The 19348-nt window shown below is 71.7% G+C and carries 17 protein-coding genes; 3 read left to right on the top strand and 14 right to left on the bottom strand.

The genetic code is table 11. The features are described 5' to 3' along the window. The first annotated feature begins 27 nt into the window (after positions 1 to 27). Positions 28 to 1011 carry a glycosyltransferase family 2 protein gene (locus tag LWF15_RS09750; protein ID WP_232810102.1) on the top strand — a complete coding sequence of 328 codons (984 nt, stop codon included), beginning with the start codon at positions 28 to 30 and terminating at the stop codon, positions 1009 to 1011. Between the two features lie 24 nt (positions 1012 to 1035). Here the strand turns inward: LWF15_RS09750 and LWF15_RS09745 are convergent, their stop codons facing one another. The 7 genes from LWF15_RS09745 to rplU form a co-directional block, all read right to left on the bottom strand. Beyond that, entirely contained in the window at positions 1036 to 1731 is a 696-nt protein-coding gene (locus LWF15_RS09745; protein WP_232810101.1) for a class I SAM-dependent methyltransferase, read from the bottom strand. A 37-nt stretch (positions 1732 to 1768) separates the two neighbouring features. Then, complete coding sequence (locus LWF15_RS09740; RefSeq protein ID WP_232810100.1) at positions 1769 to 3073, bottom strand: glutamate-5-semialdehyde dehydrogenase; 1305 nt, start codon at positions 3071 to 3073, stop codon at positions 1769 to 1771. 109 nt (positions 3074 to 3182) lie between these two features. Continuing rightward, a complete protein-coding gene (locus LWF15_RS09735) occupies positions 3183 to 3632 on the bottom strand; it encodes a hypothetical protein (protein ID WP_232810099.1) in 450 nt (149 codons plus the stop codon). Between the two features lie 166 nt (positions 3633 to 3798). After that, complete coding sequence (gene proB / locus LWF15_RS09730) at positions 3799 to 4905, bottom strand: glutamate 5-kinase (protein WP_269809920.1); 1107 nt, start codon at positions 4903 to 4905, stop codon at positions 3799 to 3801. Between the two features lie 88 nt (positions 4906 to 4993). Further along, complete coding sequence (gene obgE / locus LWF15_RS09725; protein WP_232810097.1) at positions 4994 to 6538, bottom strand: GTPase ObgE; 1545 nt, start codon at positions 6536 to 6538, stop codon at positions 4994 to 4996. A 271-nt stretch (positions 6539 to 6809) separates the two neighbouring features. Continuing rightward, a complete protein-coding gene (rpmA, locus tag LWF15_RS09720) occupies positions 6810 to 7073 on the bottom strand; it encodes a 50S ribosomal protein L27 (RefSeq protein ID WP_232810096.1) in 264 nt (87 codons plus the stop codon). 32 nt (positions 7074 to 7105) lie between these two features. Next, positions 7106 to 7414 (bottom strand): 50S ribosomal protein L21, encoded by a 309-nt coding sequence (gene rplU, locus LWF15_RS09715; protein WP_232810095.1) that lies wholly within the window; start codon positions 7412 to 7414, stop codon positions 7106 to 7108. Between the two features lie 261 nt (positions 7415 to 7675). Between rplU and LWF15_RS09710 the strand changes: the two genes are divergently transcribed. Further along, entirely contained in the window at positions 7676 to 8593 is a 918-nt protein-coding gene (locus tag LWF15_RS09710) for a GGDEF domain-containing protein (RefSeq protein ID WP_232810094.1), read from the top strand. Here the strand turns inward: LWF15_RS09710 and LWF15_RS09705 are convergent. The 5 genes from LWF15_RS09705 to ndk form a co-directional block, all read right to left on the bottom strand. Then, a complete protein-coding gene (locus LWF15_RS09705; RefSeq protein ID WP_232810093.1) occupies positions 8590 to 10302 on the bottom strand; it encodes a thioredoxin-like domain-containing protein in 1713 nt (570 codons plus the stop codon). The two genes, LWF15_RS09710 and LWF15_RS09705, sit on opposite strands and share 4 nt — an antisense overlap. A gap of 25 nt (positions 10303 to 10327) precedes the next feature. Continuing rightward, positions 10328 to 14356 carry a ribonuclease E/G gene (locus LWF15_RS37425; protein ID WP_232810092.1) on the bottom strand — a complete coding sequence of 1343 codons (4029 nt, stop codon included), beginning with the start codon at positions 14354 to 14356 and terminating at the stop codon, positions 10328 to 10330. Between the two features lie 157 nt (positions 14357 to 14513). Then, on the bottom strand, positions 14514 to 15302 hold the full coding sequence (locus LWF15_RS09695) for a TIGR03936 family radical SAM-associated protein (RefSeq protein WP_232810091.1): 789 nt from the start codon (positions 15300 to 15302) through the stop codon (positions 14514 to 14516). Continuing rightward, on the bottom strand, positions 15302 to 17317 hold the full coding sequence (locus LWF15_RS09690) for a TIGR03960 family B12-binding radical SAM protein (RefSeq protein ID WP_232810090.1): 2016 nt from the start codon (positions 17315 to 17317) through the stop codon (positions 15302 to 15304). The genes LWF15_RS09695 and LWF15_RS09690 overlap by 1 nt, the downstream gene beginning before the upstream one ends. A 65-nt stretch (positions 17318 to 17382) precedes the next feature. After that, entirely contained in the window at positions 17383 to 17805 is a 423-nt protein-coding gene (ndk, locus tag LWF15_RS09685; protein WP_232810089.1) for a nucleoside-diphosphate kinase, read from the bottom strand. Positions 17806 to 18016: 211 nt separating this feature from the next. Between ndk and LWF15_RS09680 the strand changes: the two genes are divergently transcribed. After that, positions 18017 to 18181, top strand: coding sequence for a hypothetical protein (locus LWF15_RS09680; protein WP_232810088.1), 165 nt, complete (start codon positions 18017 to 18019; stop codon positions 18179 to 18181). A gap of 3 nt (positions 18182 to 18184) precedes the next feature. Here the strand turns inward: LWF15_RS09680 and LWF15_RS09675 are convergent, their stop codons facing one another. Next, a complete protein-coding gene (locus tag LWF15_RS09675; RefSeq protein WP_232810087.1) occupies positions 18185 to 18847 on the bottom strand; it encodes an NAD(P)-binding oxidoreductase in 663 nt (220 codons plus the stop codon). Positions 18848 to 18939: 92 nt separating this feature from the next. Further along, on the bottom strand, positions 18940 to 19335 hold the full coding sequence (locus LWF15_RS09670) for a DUF4233 domain-containing protein (protein WP_232810086.1): 396 nt from the start codon (positions 19333 to 19335) through the stop codon (positions 18940 to 18942). Positions 19336 to 19348 lie beyond the last annotated feature (13 nt).

The following is a 19348-nucleotide window of genomic DNA, read 5'->3' as shown; positions in this document are numbered from 1 at the left end:
CTGGTCGGGCCACTACGCTGACTGGTGATGAGACCCGGAGCCGGCACCGACCGCGACCACGCCCTGCCCCCGCAGCTGAGCGTGGTCGTGCCGATGTTCGACGAAGAGGCCGTGATCGGCATGTTCGTCGACCGGCTGCGGCCGGTCCTCGACGACCTGGGCCAGTCCTACGAGGTCGTGGTGGTCGACGACGGCAGCCGCGACACCACCCCGGCGCTGCTGGAGAAGGCGCGCCGCGACTGGCCGCAGCTGCGGGTGATCCGGCTGCGGGCCAACGCCGGGCACCAGGCGGCGCTGTCGGCCGGGTTGATGCGGGCCCGGGGCAACTGGGTCGCCACCATCGACGCCGACCTGCAGGACCCGCCGGAGACGATCGCGGAGATGCTCACGGCGGCCCGGGAACAGTCCGCCGACGTGGTCTACGGCGTGCGCAACGACCGCACCACCGACTCGGCGTTCAAACGGCTCACGGCCGACGGCTACTACCGGATGATCCGGCGGCTGGTCGGCCATCACGTGCCTGCCGACGCGGGCGACTTCCGCCTGATGTCACGGGCCACGGTCGACGCGGTGAACCGGCTGCCGGCCCAGAACCGGGTGCTACGGCTGGTCGTGCCCGCGCTCGGATTCCCCAGTGCACAGGTCGGTTACCGGCGGGAGGAGCGGGCCGCGGGCACCACGAAGTACCCGCTGTCGCGGATGATCCGGCTCACGGTGGACAGCCTGACCGGTTTCTCGGTCGCCCCGCTGCGCCTGGCCACCTACTTCGGTCTGGGCGGCGCCCTGGTCACCGCGGTGCTGTTCGCAGTGGCGATCGTCGCCTTCCTGACCGACCACACACTGCCCGGCTGGACCTCGACGTTCGTGGTGGTCGCGGGGGTCGGCGCGGTGCAACTGCTGTGCCTGGGGCTGCTCGGTGAGTACGTCGGCCGGCTCTACACGCAGTTGCAGGGGCGGCCGACGTACCACATCGCGTACGACTCGTTCGAGTGGGACCCGGAAGAGAATTGAGGACGTCGGTGACGGCCCGCGTTCCTACGCGGGCTTTTTCGCGTGGACCAGCAGGGTGACACCCGGCAGCGACTTCACCGGCAGATAGCGCTCCAGCGTGATCACCGCGCGCAGGGCGTTGTTCAGCAGCGCGGGCGGGTTGTCCAGGTCGCTACCGGTGGAACTGCGGCGGCGCAGCTGCACCAGCGGGCGCATCAGCACGTTCCAGCTGATCATCGGTTCCAGCTCGAAACCCGCACCCTGCAAGAGGTCTCCGAGCGTCTGCCGGGTGTAGCGGCGCACGTGGCCGACCGCGTCGTCGTGTGCCGACCAGAGCTTCGGGTCGCACGGGACCGCCACCAGGAACGTCCCTCCCGGCTTGAGCGCGTCGAACACCCCGGTGGCGGCGGCCTTGTCGTCCTCCAGATGCTCGAGCACGTCGAAGGCGACCACCAGGTCGAGACTGGCCGGCTCCAGCGGGAGCCGGGTGGCATCGCCGCGTAGCACCGGAATGCCCCGGGCGGCGCAGACTTCGGCGCCGGTGGGGCCGTACTCCAGGGCTGCCGCCTGCCAGCCGAGCGACTGCAGCACCCGGGTGTTGCCACCACCCGCGGCGCCCACGTCGAGCGCGCGCCCCGGCTTCAGATCGGCGACGGCCTGGGCCAGCAGGTGCCGGCGCTCGCGGTACCACCAGTGCCGCTCCTCAAGCTCGGTGAGCTTGCGGACCTCGGTCGCCTCCATGCGTTGGGTACTCCCGGTTTTCGTCGAAGGGGGATGATCAGGGACGGGTGTGGCCGTCGCCGTTGACGATCCACTTGGTGGACGTCAGCTCGGCCAGGCCCATCGGCCCACGGGCATGGAGCTTCTGGGTGGAGATGCCGACCTCGGCGCCGAGCCCGAACTGGCCGCCGTCGGTGAACGCGGTGGAGGCGTTGACCGCCACCACGGCGGAGTCGACCTCGGCGGTGAACCGCTCGGCCGAGCGCAGGTCGGAGGTCAGGATCGCCTCGGTGTGACCGCTGGAGTAGGTGCGGATGTGCTCGATCGCCCCGGTCAGGTCGTCGACCACGCCGACCGCGATCTCGGCGGCGAGGTACTCGGTGTACCAGTCGTCTTCGGTGGCCGGCTCGGCCTTCACCCCGGCTGCCTCGGCGGCGGCCAGAGCGCGCGCGTCGGCGTGGATGCGCACCCCCTGCTCGGCCAGCGCGGTGAGCGCGGCGGGCAGGAAGGTGTCGGCGGCGGACGCGTGCACCAGCAGCGTCTCGGCCGCGTTGCAGACGCTGGTGCGCCGCAGCTTGGCGTTCAGCGTGACCTCGAGGGCCATCGCCTGGTCGGCGCTCGCGTCGACGAAGACGTGGCAGTTGCCGGTGCCGGTCTCGATCACCGGCACGGTCGAGTTCTCCACCACGGTCCTGATCAGCCCGGCCCCGCCGCGCGGGACCAGCAGGTCGACCAGGCTCCGGGCGCGCATCAGGTGCTGCACGCCCTCACGGCCCCACGGGTCGATGGTGGCCACCGCGTCGGCCGGCAGACCGACACTCTGCAGGGCCTGGCGGATCAGGTCGACCAGCACCGTGTTGGTGGACTCGGCGGCCGAGCCACCGCGCAGCACCGCCGCATTACCGCTCTTCAGGGCCAGGCTGGCCGCGTCGATCGTGACGTTCGGCCGGGCCTCGTAGACCATCCCGATGACGCCCATCGGCACCCGCACCTGACGCAGGCGCAGACCGTTGGGCAGCGTGGAACCGCGCACCACCTCGCCCACCGGGTCGGGCAGGCCGACGATCTCGCGCACCGCACCGGCGATCGCCTCGATCCGCGGCGGGTCGAGCCGGAGCCGGTCGGCCAGGTTGGCGGCCAGACCGGTGCGCTCGCCGCGCTCCAGGTCTTCTGCGTTCGCGGCGACGATGCGCGGGGTCTCGGCCACCAGGGCCTCGGCGAGGGCGCCGAGCGCCGCGTCCTTCACCTCACGCGGGGCGGTGGCCAGAGCCCGGGCGGCCTGCTTGGCCCGGCCCGCCACCTCGTGCACGGCATCGCGGACGTCTGTCGCGGAAGCACTGGGCGACTCGACTTCGGTACTCACCGGGCCACTCTAATGGGCTCGCCCACAGGGTTGACCAAATCTTTCCGCGCACCCGACCGCCGGACGGGTGACCAGGCCGCCCCGATCGTCCACAGTTCTGAGGGTTCTCTCAGTCGTCAAAAGGGACGATCTCTCCCAAGGCGTACACCCGCTGGTGCCCGTCCCGGTCCCACTGCTGCTGGGCCGAGGCCAGGTCGACCACCTCGAGGCCGCTCACCCGCCAGCCGGGAAGCTCCTCGAAGACCTCCTCGTCGCCCCACAGCGAGAGGGCCTGACGGGTGGCCTGGGCCGCGTCGTCGCACTCGTCCCAGTAGCGCACCTGGGCCCGCGTGCGGTCGTAGCGGATGCTGACCACGAACGCCCGCTCGACGCTGAGCCGCTCGAGCGCGGCCCGGACCTCGGGCAGGACGAGGGCGCCCCCGCCGACCGTGACCGTGACGAACCACAGTTCGCGCGCAGCAGCAGGATCTTCGGCGCGGGCGATGTACGGCTGCTGCTCGAGGGCTGCGCGCCGCACGCACGACGTGGAGGGGACGTCGTGACGTGATCCGATTGACACCCCTCTAGTTGAGCAGATGGCGACGCGAACGTCTCGGGAATCGGCCACGAACCGCTGAATTCGTAGGATCAGCACAGCCGCGCAATCTTGATGCGTGGTGTGGCGGGATAGTCACGGGGCAGGTGATCTGCCCGTTTTCTGTGCGTCCGATCTGCGTCGGATCTGCTCAGCGACCGCGCAGCAGGACGATGTCGTCGCGGTGCACGATCTCCCGCGAGTAGTCCGGCCCGAGCTCCTCGGCCAGCTCACGGGTGGAACGCCCCAGCAGGGCGGGCAGTTCACCCGAGTCGAAGTTCACCAGCCCCCGGGCCACCGCGGCGCCGGCCGGATTCACCAGGTCCACCGCCTCCCCCGCGGCGAACCGGCCCTCGACCTTGACCACCCCGGCGGGCAGCAGCGACATCCGGCGCTGCACCACGGCGGCGACCGCCCCCTCGTCCAGCACCAGGCGCCCGCCCGCCTTGGCCGCGTGACGCAGCCAGAGCAGGCGGCTGGCGGTACGTCCGCCGCGGGCCTCGAACCAGGTGCCCACGTCTTTGCCGGCCAGGCCGTCGGCGGCATTCGCGGCCGAGGTGAGCAGGGTGGGGATGCCTGCGACGGTGGCGATCCGGGCCGCGTCGACCTTCGTCACCATGCCGCCGGTGCCGACATTGCTGCCCACCGAGCCGATCTCCACCCCTTCGAGATCGGCCGGGCCGCTCACCAGGTCGATCCGGCGGGCGCCGGGACGGCTCGGCGGGCCGTCGTAGAGCGCGTCGACGTCGGACAGCAGCACCAGGGCGTCGGCCCGGACCAGGTGCGCCACCAGGGCGGCCAGCCGGTCGTTGTCGCCGAACCGGATCTCGTCGGTGGCCACCGTGTCGTTCTCGTTCACCACCGGCAGCACCCCCAGCCCGAGCAGCCGGGTGAGGGTGCGCCGGGCGTTGGCGTAGTGCGTGCGCCGGATCACGTCGTCGGCGGTCAGCAGGACCTGCCCGACGGTGATCTCCCGCCGGGCGAAGGCCGCCGTGTAGTGCGCCATCAGCAGGCCCTGCCCGACGCTGGCCGCGGCCTGCTGGGTGGCCAGGTCCTTCGGGCGCCGGGCGAGGGTGAGCGGGGCCAGGCCGGCGGCGATCGCGCCGGAGGAGACCAGGACGATCTCCTGACCGGCCCGCCGGTGCTCGGCCAGCGCCGCGACCAGCTGCTCGATCCGCTCCGCGGCGATCGGGCCGCCGGCCGCCGAGGTCAGGGACGAGGAACCGACCTTGACCACGATCCGCTGGGCGGCCACCAGCCGCTGACGACCCGACTCCTGAGCATCCACGGTGCTAGTCCTACCAACCCCGGCCCGGCCCCGGTCAAAGCGGTTTCACGCCTCGGACTCAGTCCCGCCCGTCCTCCAGCGCCCCGGCCGACGCCTCGTCGAGGGCCGGATCGGTCCAGTGACCGGCCTGGCGCTCATGAGCCAGCTCGTCCCGGGCCTCCGTCTTGGCGTTCATCGAGTCCACGTACTTCTCGCGCCGCATGGCCCGGGTCGGACGGGCGTCGGACTCCAGCCGGACGTCGGAACCACGCGGCGCCGCCGGGCCGGTGGCGGCCGCGATCAGCGTGGGCTCCCAGTCGAAGATCACCCCGTCGTCGCCACCGATCACCACCGTGGCGCCGGCCACCGCACCGGCCTTCGCCAGCGCGTCCTCGACCCCGAGCCGGGCCAGCCGGTCGGCCAGGTAGCCGACCGCCTCGTCGTTGGCGAAGTCGGTCTGGCGCACCCAGCGCTCGGGCTTGGCCCCGCGCACCCGGTAGAACGGGCCGTCCGCGCTGTTCTCGCGGCGCACGTCGAAGGCGTCCTTCTCGGTCACCGGGACCGGCCGGACGACCACCCGCGGGGCCTCGACCGGGCCGGCGTCGGCGCGGGCCTGGGCCACCAGGTCGGCCATCGCGAAGGTGAGCTGACGCAGCCCCTCGTGGGCGATGGTGGAGACGACGAACACCTTCAGGCCGCGGGCCTCCAGGTCGGGCTTGACCATCTCGGCCAGCTCACGAGCCTCGGGCACGTCGACCTTGTTCAGCACGACCAGGCGCGGCCGCTCCTTCAGCGGCTTGGTGCCCGGCTCGACCGGGTAGGCGTCCAGCTCGGCCTCGATCACGTCGAGGTCGCTGAGCGGGTCGCGGCCGGGTTCCAGGGTGGCGCAGTCGAGCACCTGCACCAGGGCGGCGCAGCGCTCCACGTGACGCAGGAACTCCAGGCCCAGGCCCTTGCCCTCGCTCGCGCCGGGGATCAGCCCGGGCACGTCGGCCACGGTGAACCTCACGTCGCCGGCCTCGACCACGCCCAGGTTCGGGACCAGGGTGGTGAACGGGTAGTCGGCGATCTTCGGGCGGGCCGCCGAGACGGCCGCGATCAGGCTGGACTTGCCCGCGCTGGGGAAGCCGATCAGGCCGATGTCGGCGACCGTCTTCAGCTCCAGCGTGACGTCACCGGCCCAGCCGGGCTCACCGAGCAGCGCGAAGCCGGGCGCCTTGCGGCGGGCCGAGGCCAGCGCCGCGTTGCCCAGGCCGCCGCGGCCGCCCTCGGCGACCACGTAGCTGGCCCCGTTGCCGACCAGGTCGGCGATCAGGTTGCCGTCGGCGTCCTTGACCATCGTGCCGTCCGGCACCCCGAGGATCATGTCCTCGCCGTTGGCGCCGTTACGGTGGTCGCCCTCGCCGGGCTTGCCGTTGGTGGCCTTGCGGTGCGGGGAACGGTGGTAGTCGAGCAGCGTGGTGGTCTGCGGATCGACCACCAGGGTCACGTCACCGCCCTTGCCGCCGTTGCCGCCGTCCGGCCCGCCCAGGGGCTTGAACTTCTCCCGGTGCACGGAAGCACACCCGTGCCCGCCGTTACCTGCCGCAACGTGCAGCGTGACCCGGTCTACGAAGGTCACCATGCCGGCCTCTGCTCTCTTCGGTGGTACCCCGCCCGTAGTGATGGATCAGTTCGTGGGTACCAGCGCGAACTGACTGCCGCTGCAAGGCCGAATTGAGGATGCCGGTGTTCTCTTCAGGGACTTCCTCGGCCCCGAGCATGCTTCCTGATCCGTGCAACGTTGTCGTACTACCCGTGAGTCGGGTGCAACCAGGACATGATGCGTACCTGGACACGCAAGAGGGCGAGCCGGTCACCCGGCCCGCCCTCGTGCGGAAAGCTCGAAGCGGTGCTTACTCGGCGCCGACCGGGCTGACGATGCTGATGATGCGACGGCCACGACGCTGGCCGAACTCCACCGCACCCGGGGTCAGCGCGAACAGCGTGTCGTCCTTGCCGCGGCCGACGTTCTCGCCCGGGTGGAAGTGGGTGCCGCGCTGACGCACGATGATCTCGCCCGACTTGACCAGCTGACCACCGAACCGCTTGACACCCAGACGCTGAGCGTTGGAGTCGCGGCCGTTACGGGAGGAGCTGGCGCCCTTCTTGTGTGCCATGTGATTCTTCCTGCCTTCTGCTCAGCCGTGGACTACTTGGAGATACCGGTGATCTTGATCTTGGTCAGCGGCTGGCGGTGGCCCTGGCGCTTCTTGTAACCGGTCTTGTTCTTGAACTTCTGGATGACGATCTTCGGGCCCTTGGCGGCCTCGACGATCTCGGCGGCGACGCTCACCTTGGCGAGGGCGTCGGCGGCGCTGGTCACGTCGGTGCCGTCGACCAGCAGCAGCGGGACGAGCTTCACGGCGTCGCCGGGCGCGCCCTCGACCTTGTCAACAGTGAGGACGTCGCCGACGGACACCTTCTCCTGGCGGCCACCAGCGCGGACGATCGCGTACACGTGAAATCACTCTCCGGTCAGTTCAACGGGGGTGCGGTTCTCTCCCCGACACCCCGGAAGGGTGAGGGCTCAACGCAGGCATATCGATGCCAGGCGGCGCACCGCAGTAAAGATTACGGATAGCGAGGCCAAGGAGCAAACCAGCGCCTTCGCCGGACCCCGGATATCCCGCTTCCGGTGGACATCCTCTCAGGTCAACGACCGGTTCCGCCGATCTTCACCGGAAGTGACGCCGACGGCCGGAACGGACTCGTGAGCAGCATGACCAGGTGGCGCGCACTGTCGGCGGGCGCGGCCGCACGAGCGCAGGCCCTGTCCCGGTGGGTGCGGGCCGAGGTAAGCCACGTCACCGTCGGCTCCGGCCGCGGGTTCGGCGCCTGGGACGTTCCGGAGGCGAACCGCTCGGCCATCGGCATCCTGCTGGCCGGCATCGTCCTGCTGCCGGTGGACGCCTTCGTCTTCGGCTACACCGGCGCCGCGGCGGTCTGGGGAATCGTCCTGGCGATCGCCCTGGCCGGGTCTCTCGCCCTCCTGTTCAGCCACTACCCACTCGCCGAGGCCGTACGCGACTTCGTCTACCTGTGGGTGGTGGCCACCTCGTCGTCGGTCCTGCTGACCCGCGGCAACCAGGCCCGCCGCCGCCTCACCGAGCAACTCCGCCGCCAGGCCGACCTGGACGACCTGACCGGGCTGGTCACCCGCCGGGTCCTCGACGAGGCCGCCCGAGGTGCGCTCGCGGCCGGCCCCGGGCCGCCGGGCGCTGCTCTGCTGGTGGTCGACCTGGACCGGTTCAAGACCATCAACGACACCTACGGCCACCCGGTCGGCGACGCCGCCCTGAAGCACCTGGCCGCCGTCCTGGCTGCCAACACCCGCCCCGACGCGGTGATCGGGCGGATGGGCGGCGACGAACTCGCCGTACTGCTGCCGGGCTGCGACCACGAGGTGGCGGTGCGACGGGCCGAGCAGCTGGTCCAGACGGTGCGCGCCTCCCCGCTGGAACTCCCGGACGGAACCGTTCTGTCCTTCACCGTGAGCATCGGCGTGGCCCACGCCCCGACCGACGGACGCGATCTGCCGGAGCTCTACGCCAGCGCGGACGCGGCCCTGTACGTGGCCAAGCGCGATGGGCGGGACCGCTCGGCCTACGCCGGGATGGCTCCTGGCGCCAGGGGTTAGAGCTTGAGGTCCAGTTCGGTCGTCGAGCCGGGAATCAGCCGCACCGGGATCTCCCAGCGGCGCCGGTGCAGATGACAGACCGCTCCCGCCTCCTGGCTGATGTCACAGGAAGCCGCGCGGGCCTCGACCAGGAGCCGGCCGTTCACCCGTCCGCCCGAAAGCTCTCCGGCGAAGGCGATCCGACGGTTCAGGCCCCGCTCACCCCCAGCCCCCTGCTCGAGCAGTGAGGCCGGCTGAGCAGTGATCTCGAGCCAGGTGGGGTCACCGTCCCGCGTATCGGTCTCCTCCCCCGGCGGCGGAGTGAAACGAACTGTCACCTGGGCACCTTCGGGATCCAGATCGGCTACCGACTGCTGCACCGGAGCCGGTCCGGCCGGTTCGTCCCAGCCGCCTTCGAGTCGGTGCACCTGGTGCTGCCCGGCGTCGGCCACCCAGAGCTGATTGAGGACGATGGTGAGCGCGGACGGCTCCCCGAGTCCGGTGAGCAGGGTGGTCACCTGGTCGGTGATCGGGTCGTAGGCCCGGACCGAACCGTTGAAAGTATCGGCGACAGCGATCTTCCCGTCCGGCAACGCCTGCACGCCGAGCGGGTGCTGCAGACGGGCGTCCCAGGCCGGGCCGTCGTCCTGCCCGAACTCGAAGAGACCCTGCCCGATCGCCGTGCGGACCTGGAGACTGCCGTCGTCCGCGCGGTAGAGCAGACGTAGGGCAGAACTCTCGGCGTCGACGATCCACAACCCTCGGAAATCCACCGAGAGCCCGGAAGGCTGGGCGAACCAGGCCTTCTCGGCCGGGCCGTCGACAAGCCCTTCCTTGCCGGTACCGGCGTAGACCTGCACCTCGCCGCAGGCCGGGTCCACCGACCAGAGCTGGTGCCGCCCGATCCCCGCCACCACGATCCGGCTGTCGAACCAGGCCACGTCGCCGGGTGTCGAGATGCCGGTGGCCACCGTACTCACCGAGAGATCGTCGAGCCTCAGCCCGCGCAGAGCGTCGTTACCGCTGTCGGCGATCACCACGTCGTACCCGGCCTTGACCGCCACGTCGGGTGGCAGGACGGCAGCGCCGAGAGGATCGGCGAACTGAGCAGTGCCGGCCGGCCCGTCGACGAAACCCCGGATCCCGGAACCGATGTGCTTCTGCCCCAGGAGAAGACGCTGATTGCCGGTGTCCGAGGTCAGCACCTCGCCGTCCGACAGGGCGACCAGGCCACCGGGAAAGCGAAGGCCCTGAGGACTCTCCACCCGCACTGGTGCGGGTGGGACCGAGGCGGGCACCCCGTCCTCAAGCTTTTCCGAGATCAACCCGGCCAGCTCGGGAACGTGCCCCTCCCCCGAGACCTGGGCCACCACGTACCCGTCCGGATCGATGAGAACCAGCGTGGGCCAGGCATTCACCGCATACGCGTCCCAGGTGAGCAGATCCGCGTCGTCCAGCACCGGATGCTCCACCCGGTAGCGCTCCACGGCATTGGCCACCGCCGAAGCCGTGGCCTCGTAGGGGAACTTGGGCGAATGCACCCCGATCACCGTGAGCACGTCAGCGAACTGCCGCTCCAGCGGCCGTAGTTCGTCGAGCACGTGCACACAGTTCACGCAGGCGCCGGTCCAGAAGTCGAGCATGACCCAGCGACCGCGCAGCTGCTGCAGGTCCAGGCCGGGCGAGTTGAGCCACCCCCGGCCGCGCAGGCGGGGCGCACGGATCCTCACCGTTCGCCCCGCCGGCCCGAAACCCTTAGTGGTGGTGGTTGTTGCGGCCCTTACGACCACCGCCGCCACCGCCGTTGCCGTTCTCCTGCTGCTTCTTCTCGACCGGCTCGTCGTGCATGATCAGCCCACGCCCGCCGCAGTGCTCGCAGGTCTCGCTGAACACCTCGAGCAGCCCCTGGCCGACCCGCTTACGGGTCATCTGCACCAGGCCGAGCGAGGTGACCTCGGCGACCTGGTGCCGGGTGCGGTCGCGGCCCAGGCACTCCAGCAGCCGGCGCAGCACCAGGTCCCGGTTGGACTCCAGCACCATGTCGATGAAGTCGACCACGATGATGCCGCCGATGTCGCGCAGCCGGAGCTGGTGCACGACCTCCTCGGCAGCCTCGAGGTTGTTCTTGGTGACGGTCTCTTCCAGGTTGCCGCCGGCCCCGGTGAACTTGCCGGTGTTGACGTCGATGACGGTCATCGCCTCGGTCCGGTCGATCACCAGCGAACCGCCCGAGGGCAGCCAGACCTTGCGGTCCAGGCCCTTGGCCAGCTGCTCGTCGATCCGGTACTTGGCGAAGACGTCCTTGTCGCCGGTCCAGTGCTCGACCCGCTCGGCCAGGTCCGGCGCGACGTGCGCGATGTAGCCCTGCAGCGTCTCCCAGGCCTCGTCACCGGAGATGATCAGCTTGCTGAAGTCCTCGTTGAAGACGTCCCGGACCACCTTGATCGCCAGGTCCGGCTCGCCGTACAGCATCGCCGGGGCGTTCGCCGAGTCGATCTTGGCGGTGATGCTCTCCCACTGCGCCTGCAGCCGGGTGACGTCGCGCTCCAGCTCGTCGTCGCTGGCGCCCTCGGCCGCGGTGCGCACGATCACGCCGGCGTTGTCCGGCACGACCTCGCGCAGGATCTTCTTCAGGCGGGAACGCTCGGTGTCGGGCAGCTTGCGGCTGATCCCGGTCATCGAGCCGTCCGGCACGTAGACCAGGTAACGGCCGGGCAGCGAGATCTGGCTGGTCAGGCGGGCGCCCTTGTGACCGATCGGGTCCTTGGTGACCTGCACCAGCACCGAGTCGCCGGCGTGCAGCGCGTGCTCGATGCGGCGCGGCTGGCCTTCCATGCCGGCGGCGTCCCAGTTCACCTCACCGGCGTAGAGCACGGCGTTGCGGCCCTTGCCGATGTCGACGAACGCGGCCTCCATGCTCGGGAGCACGTTCTGCACCCGGCCGAGGTAGACGTTGCCGACGGTGGAGGTCTGGGTCTTACGGGCGACGTAGTGCTCGACCAGCACGCCGTCTTCCAGCACACCGATCTGGGTGCGGCCGTCGCGCTCGCGCACCACCATCTTGCGCTCGACGCTCTCCCGGCGGGCCAGGAACTCGGCCTCGCTCAGGATGGTGCGCCGGCGGCCGGCCTCGCGACCCTCACGGCGGCGCTGCTTCTTGGCCTCCAGGCGGGTGGAACCGCGCACCGACGTGACGTCGTCGCTGCTGGTACCGCCGCCGGAACGGCTGCGGCTCTCGCGGACCTTGGTGACGACGGTGGTGCCCTCGTCGACCGAGACCTCACCGTCGGTGCCGGCCGAGCCCCGGCGACGACGACGGCGACGGCGACGGCTGCCGGTCGACTCCGACGACTCCTCGCCGTCCTCGTCCTCGCCACCGTCGGTGTCGTCGGACGTGGGCTCGGCCTCTTCGGCGCTCTCCGGCGCAGCTGCCGCGGCGGGCGCCGCGGGCGCGGCCTCGGGCTGGTCGCCCGAGTCGCCCCGGCTGCGGCCTCGGCGGCCCCGGCCACCCCGGCGGCGACGACGACGGGGAGCGCTGCTCTCCTCCTCGTCCTCCTCGCCGGCTGCTTCGTCGCTCTCGTCCTCGTCGACGACGTCCTGCTCGTCGGCCGCGGCCTCGTCGTCGGTCTCGTCCTCGACCTCGTTCTCGTCGAGGTCGTCGAGGTCGTCGGCCTCGTCGGACAGGTCGCCGGCCGGGCCGTCGAGCAGGCCGGTGGCCTCCTCGGCGACGTCCTCGGCGGCGACGACCTCGTCGTCATCGATGTCATCGACGGGGCGGGTGGTCGCGGCGACCTCGTCCTTCGGGGCTTCCTCGGCGACCGGCTTGGGCGGGCCCGCCGGACGGGAGGCGGCCCGGCGCGGACGCGCCGAGACCGGCTCGGGAGCCTGGAAGAGCGGCATGATCGCCGGCCGCGTGGGCGCAGCCTGGACGTCACCCTGCTGGGCGGCGATCTGCGCGGCGGTACGGCCGGCCTCCGGCGCGTCGCCCCGCTGGGCGGCGGCGGCCTGGTCGCGGGCGGCCTGGGCGGCCTCTTCGGCCGCGGCCTCGGCGGCGCGCTCCGCGGCCGAACGCACACGGGTGCGCGGGCGGCTGCGCGGCGCCTCGGCGGAGGGCTGGGTCTCGATTGAGGACGACTGTGCGGACGACGCGGCCAGGTCACCGGACGCGTTGGTCAGGTTGCCGGAGCCAGCCTCGGAACCGCTCGCTTCAGTGCCACCGAGTTCGGTGCCACCGGCTCGCGTGCCGCTGGTTCCGGCTCCACTGGCTGCGGCGCCGCGGGCCTGCGTGCCACCAGCTTGCGTGCCACCGACCTGGTTGCTGCCTGCACCGTCCTGGTCGGCACCTGCTTCGGTACCGCTCGGCTGGGCGGCGCTGCCCTGGGAAGCGTCGCCCTGGAGCGAGCTCGCCTGGGTGCTGCTGCTCTGGCTCGCGCTGCTACCGGCTTCCCCGGCCTGGGTGTTCTCGCCGGCCGAGGCGCTCTCGGACTGGGCAGCCTGCGTGCTGGTCGCCGGGGCAGAAGCCTTGCGGGTGCTGCGGCGGCGGGCGGTCTTCTTGGCCGGTGCGGCGGTGGGCTCGGCGAACAGGGTGTCGGCGCCCGGCGCGGACGGAGCCTCGACCCCGGCGACACTGGCCAGGACCTCGGCCGTCTCGAGCTCGGCGGCGCTGATGGGCTGCGCGCTGCCTGCGGCGTTCTGCGTGCCGGCGGCGGTACCCGCGGCACCTGCACCGTCAGCGACCGCGCTACCCGAGCCACTGCTCCCAGCAGCCGCGCTACCCGCGCTGCTGTTCCCAGCGCCCGTGCTACCCGCAGCGGTGTTCCCCGCGCCGGTCTTCCCAGCAGCCGTGCTGTCCGCGCCGGTGTTGGTGGCGCCGGCGCTACCTGCGGCGCCATTGCTACCCGCCGTGCCGCTGGCGACCGCGTCAGCTTCGGTGCCCGCCTCGGCGGCGGCCGCGGCGGCGCGCTTCGACGTGCGCTTACGGGTGGTGCGGGCGCGCTTGACCGGCGCCGGGGTCTCCCCCTCGGCCGCCTCGCCCGTGCTCTCGGCGCCTTCGGCAGCTGCGCTCTCCCCCGCGGCGGCCTCGGCCGGAGCGGCCACGGCCTTCTTCGCGGTGCGGGCGCGGGTGCTGCGGCGCCGGGTGGTGGTGGCGGGCGCCTCGGGATCGGGGACCACGGCCGCGGGCTCGGCGCCGGTGGCGTCGGCCGAGGTGTCGGGCACGGCGATCGCTTCTTCGCTGGCCAGCGTCACGTGCTGGGTGTGCTGAGGCGCCGGGGCCTGCGGCGTGTCGCCGGCCGCGGCCTGGGGGTCGCTCGCGCTGTGGTGGCTCGCGGCCAGGTTGCCGATCGGCGCGGTGCCCGCGTCCGGATCGAGGACCGGGCCGGTCGCCGCGGAGACCGAGTCCCGGCCCGCGGCGGTGTCGGGCACCGGGACCGCGGTGGCGTCGGCGGTACCGGCCTGGCCGGCGGCGGCCGCGTCAGCCGGGCCCCCAGCGGCGTCGGTACCAGCCGGGCCGGCGGCCGTGTCGGTACCGGCGGCCGTGTCGGTACCGGCGGCCGTGTTAGTAACGGCCGGGCTCCCAGCCGTGTTGGTGCCGGCGGCGGCCGCAGTGTGCGTGCCGGTCGCGGCCGAGTCGGCATCGGCCGTCTCAGCGGTACCAGCGCTGCCGGTGCCGTCGTTGGTGTCAGTGGTGTCAGCGGCCGAGGTCAGGCCGGTGTCGTTACCGACGACCTCGCCGCCACGTTCTTCGCCGTCTGCGGCCACAGGTGTTTCTTCATTGCTCGCCACGGGCGTTCTCCCGTCAACCCCGGGCGCCGACCACACCGCATCGGCGCCGCTCGGGGCACTCGTGTAGGTCGCCGCGCCTACCGGTCGCGGCGGAAGTCAAGACTCTGCGCCCTATCGGTTGCGCGCCGTGCCGGTCAGGGCTGGGGCGCGGCACCGGTCAGGCGCCGCCGCCGTCCCGATCGGGGACCAGTGGGTCGGTCACCGATCCGTCTGCCTCGTCGAGCAGCCCCTGCGCCAGACGCGTCACTCGGGGAGGTGACGGAGGCGCGAAGTCGGCTACCGCGCGGAAAGCGGAAAGGACGTCGTCGGGGCGTACGGCCGGTGTGTTATGCCGCACGACCAAGCTCAGTATCGCACAACCGTTACCGGGTCTTGATGTGACACTAGGCTCCACTTGGATCCGGAGCACCGCCTCGCGGGCGTCGAACGTTCGCAACCCGTTCTTCGTCATCCGCTGGACCTCGACCCGCTCGGCCGCCAGGAAGCGCTCGACCACGTCGCGGACCTGCGCCTCGTTGTCGGCCGCGGCCTGCTCACCCGGCTGGTTCGCGAACAGCTCGATCTGCCAGACCGAGGCCTGCAGCCGGTCGGCCAGCAGGCCCGGCCCGGCCTCCACCACGTCGATGATGTCCAGGCCGTCGGGCAGCGCCTCGTTCAGCGAGTCCCGGATCGCCTGCGGCTCCCGGCGCTCGGCCAGCGAGATCTCGATGTACTCGGCCTCGCTGGCCGTGCCGGTGGGCGCGGCGTTGGCGTAGGAGATCTTCGGGTGCGGGTGGAACCCGGCCGAGTAGGCCATCGGGATCGCGGCCCGGCGCACGGCCCGCTCCAGCGCCCGCTGGAAGTCGCGGTGGCTGGAGAAGCGCAGCCTGCCTCGCTTGGCGTACTGCAGGCGGAGCTTCTGGACGACCGGGGGCGGCGGCGGGCCGTCCGGCGTGCGCGCCGCCATCAGCCGACCGGCCCGGTGATCGGCGTGTGGGTGTGGGTGTGCGTCTGGGTGGGCAGCGAGGACTTGACCGCGAGCGGCAGCAGCGAGCGGCCGGTCGGGCCGACCTGGATCTCGGTGTTCATCTGCGGGCAGACCCCGCAGTCGAAGCACGGCGTCCAGCGGCAGTCCTCGACCTCGTCCTCGGACAGGGCGTCCTGCCAGTCGTCCCAGAGCCACTCCTTGTCGAGCCCGGAGTCGAGGTGGTCCCAGGGCAGGACCTCGGTCTCCTCCCGCTCCCGGGTGGTGTACCAGGCCACGTCCACCGGGGTGTCGGCCAGGGCCTTCTCGGCGCAGCTCATCCAGCGCTCGTAGGAGAAGTGCTCGCTCCAGCCGTCGAACCGGCCGCCGTCCTCCCAGACCGCGCGGATCACCTGGCCGACCCGGCGGTCGCCGCGCGAGAGCAGCCCCTCGACCTGGCCGGGCTTGCCGTCGTGGTAGCGGAAACCGATCGCCTTGGCGTAGCGCTTGTCCGAGCGGATCGCGTCGCGCAGCTTGGCCAGCCGCGCGTCGACCACCTCGGGGTCGGTCTGGCCGACCCACTGGAAGGGGGTGTGCGGCTTGGGCACGAACCCGCCGATCGAGACCGTGCAGCGGATGTCCCGGGTGCCGGAGACCTCGCGGCCGGTCTGGATCACCCGCTTGGCCAGCTCGGCGATCTGCAGCACGTCCTCGTCGGTCTCGGTGGGCAGACCGCACATGAAGTAGAGCTTCACCTGCCGCCAGCCGGCGCCGTAGGCCGCGGCGACGGTACGCACCAGGTCGTCCTCGGTGACCATCTTGTTGATCACCTTGCGGATCCGCTCGCTGCCGCCCTCCGGGGCGAAGGTCAGGCCGGAGCGCCGGCCGTTGCGGGACAGCTCCTGGGCCAGGTCGATGTTGAACGCGTCGACCCGGGTGCTGGGCAGCGACAGCCCGGTGTTGGTGCCGTCGTAGCGGTCGGCCAGCTGCTTGGTCACCTCGGCGATCTCGGAGTGGTCGGCCGAGCTCAGGCTGAGCAGGCCCACCTCCTCGAACCCGGTGGCCTTCAGACCGGCGTCGACCATCGAGCCGATGCCCTGGATCGAGCGCTCGCGCACCGGCCGGGTGATCATCCCGGCCTGGCAGAAGCGGCAGCCGCGGGTGCAGCCGCGGAAGATCTCCACGCTCATCCGCTCGTGCACGCTCTCGGCCACCGGGACCAGCGGCTTCTTCGGGTAGGGCCACTCGTCGAGGTCCATCACGGTGTGCTTGCTGACCCGCCAGGGCACGCCGGCCCGGTTCGGGGCGACCCGGCTGATCCGGCCGTCGGGCCGGTACTCCACGTCGTACATCGAGGGGACGTAGACCCCGCCGGTGCCGGAGAGGCGGAACAGCAGCTCCTCGCGGCCGCCCGGGCGGCCCTCCTGCTTCCACTCCCGGATCACGTCGGTGATGATGCCGACGGCCTGCTCGCCGTCACCGAGCACGGCGGCGTCGATGAAGTCGGCGATCGGCTCGGGGTTGAAGGCGGCGTGTCCGCCGGCCAGCACGATCGGGTGCTCGACCCCGCGCTCGGCGGCGCTGAGCGGGATGCCGGCCAGGTCGAGGGCGGTGAGCATGTTGGTGTAGCCGAGCTCGGTGGAGAACGACAGGCCGAGCACGTCGAAGTCGCCTACCGGGCGGTGGGCGTCGACCGTGAACTGGGGAACGCCGTGCTCGCGCATCAGCTTCTCCAGGTCGGGCCACACCGCGTAGGTGCGCTCGGCCAGGGCGTCGGGCCGCTCGTTCAGGACCTCGTACAGGATCATGGTGCCCTGGTTGGGCAGGCCGACCTCGTACGCGTCCGGGTACATGAGGGCCCAGCGCACGGTCTCCGGGCCGGCGAAGTCCCACTCCTTGATCGTGGAGTTGAGCTCACCGCCGACGTACTGGATCGGCTTGGAGACGAACGGCAGGAGCGCCTCGAGCCGGTCGAAGACCGATTCGCCGCTCACTGCCGGCTGGGTGTCCGTACGCATCGGGCCAGTTTAAGCGGGACCAGGGACTCTGGACGAAAGCCGGAGTCCCTGGCCCTGCGCGAGAGCTACAGCGAGGGGAACCAGAGGGCGATCTCACGGGCCGCGGACTCGGGCGAGTCGGAGCCGTGAACCACGTTCTGCTGGACCTTCGTGCCCCAGTCGCGGGCCAGGTCGCCGCGGATCGAGCCGGGGGCGGCCTTGATCGGGTCGGTGGCCCCGGCCAGCGAGCGGAACGCCGGGATGACCTGCTGACCCTCGACCACGGCGGCGACCACCGGGCCGGACATCATGAACTCGACCAGGGCGCCGTAGAACGGCTTGCCGACGTGCTCCTCGTAGTGCTTCTCCAGCAGCTCGGCGGTCGGCACCAGCATCTGCAGGGCGACGACGTCGTAGCCCTTGGTCTCGATGCGGCGCAGCACCTCGCCGATCTGACGGTGGCGCACGCCGTCCGGCTTCACAAGAACGAGCGTCCGCTCCGAGGCCATGATCGTTTTCCCTCTCGACAGTTCAAGACACGGATGCCCGGCCGATCGTTCCGGGCCGGGCAGGCAGAGCCTACTGAACACCGATCGGTGTCCGGTCCCCGCCCGTCACCTGTTCGGCGACTCAGGACCGGCCTGGTCGCGGGCGATGGAACACCGTGCGGCCACCCGTGGCCGCGTCCGTCGAGCAGTAGCTGAAGCAGCTGGAGGAGTCATGGAACGCCCGTCGCTGACCACCGTGCTGGCGTCGGTGCTGACGGCCGCCGTGGAGAACGACAACCGGCCGGCCCTGCTGGCCACCGTGATCCCGCTGCCCCGCCGCTCCCCCGACCAGGAGCAGACCGACCCGGACACCCCCGACCCCGGATCGGCCGCCTGAAAGTCAGGCCTTACGGACGGCGGCGGCGATCTCGGAGTTGCCGGAGACCAGTTCGAGCACCTTGCCGGCGGTGGCCGGGGCGTCGAGCAGGGCCACGACCACCGCAGCCACGTCGGCCCGCGGGACCGACCCCCGGTTGACCTTCGGCGCCAGCTTCACCTGGCCGGTGCCGGGCCCGTCGATCAGTGCCCCCGGCCGCAGGATGGTCCAGTCCAGGTCGCGCCCGCGCAGGTCGTCCTCGGCGGCCAGCTTGGCCACCAGGTAGGCGTAGAAGACGTCGTCCAGCCCGTCCGGCCGCGCGCCGTCGGCCACCGCGTCGGCCCCCACGCTGGAGATCTGCACATACCGCCGGACGCCGGACTTCTCGGCCGCCTGGGCCAGCAGCACCGCTGCCGCCCGGTCGACGGTGTCCTTGCGCTGGGCCCCGCTGCCCGGGCCCGCTCCGGCCGCGAAGACCACGGCGTCGGCGCCGGCCAGGAGCCGCACCACCGCCTCGGTGTCCGACTTCTCCAGGTCCAGCACGGCCGGGGTCACCCCCACCGCGCGCAGATCGTCGGCCTGGGCCGGGTTCCGGATGATCCCGACCACGTCCTCGCCGCGGTCGTGGAGCATCCGGCCCAGGATCAGAGCGATCTTCCCGTGGGCTCCGGCGATGACGATGCGCATGAGGTGGACGCTAACCCAGGTGAACGTGAACTGTCCCGGACCACGTCCCCGGCGATCGGACCGGCGGTCGGCCGGTGCGATGAGCGGACGGCTCAGGCCGGCTCGGTCGGCTCCCCGTCCCGGGCCCGTTTCGCCTGCTCGGCCTCGTGAAGCGCCCACCGCTGAGCGCTCTCGCGCTCCAGCCGCACCCCGATCCGGAGTGACACGATCCACAACAGGGCGAACACCACCCCGACGAACAGCATGGTGTGCACCCAGAAGCCGAACCCGATGATCAGCACCTGCAGCAGCGAGCCCACCACGTAACCCGTACGGCTACGCAGCATCCCGGCGGTGAGCAGGAGGGCCAGGGCGAGCGCGCAGCTGATGCCCAGCGCCGCCCCGGTCGACAGGTCGGAGAGCGACTTGGCGACCAGCCCGGCGAAGAACATCACCAGCGCCTCGCTGACGAGGACGGTTGCGGCCATGGTCCGGGTCGGGTTACGCACCCGCCCAGTCTGT

It is taken from the genome of Kineosporia rhizophila (genome assembly GCF_021277265.1).
Classification (GTDB): domain Bacteria; phylum Actinomycetota; class Actinomycetes; order Actinomycetales; family Kineosporiaceae; genus Kineosporia; species Kineosporia rhizophila.
This window is presented reverse-complemented; position numbering and strand designations above follow the sequence as displayed.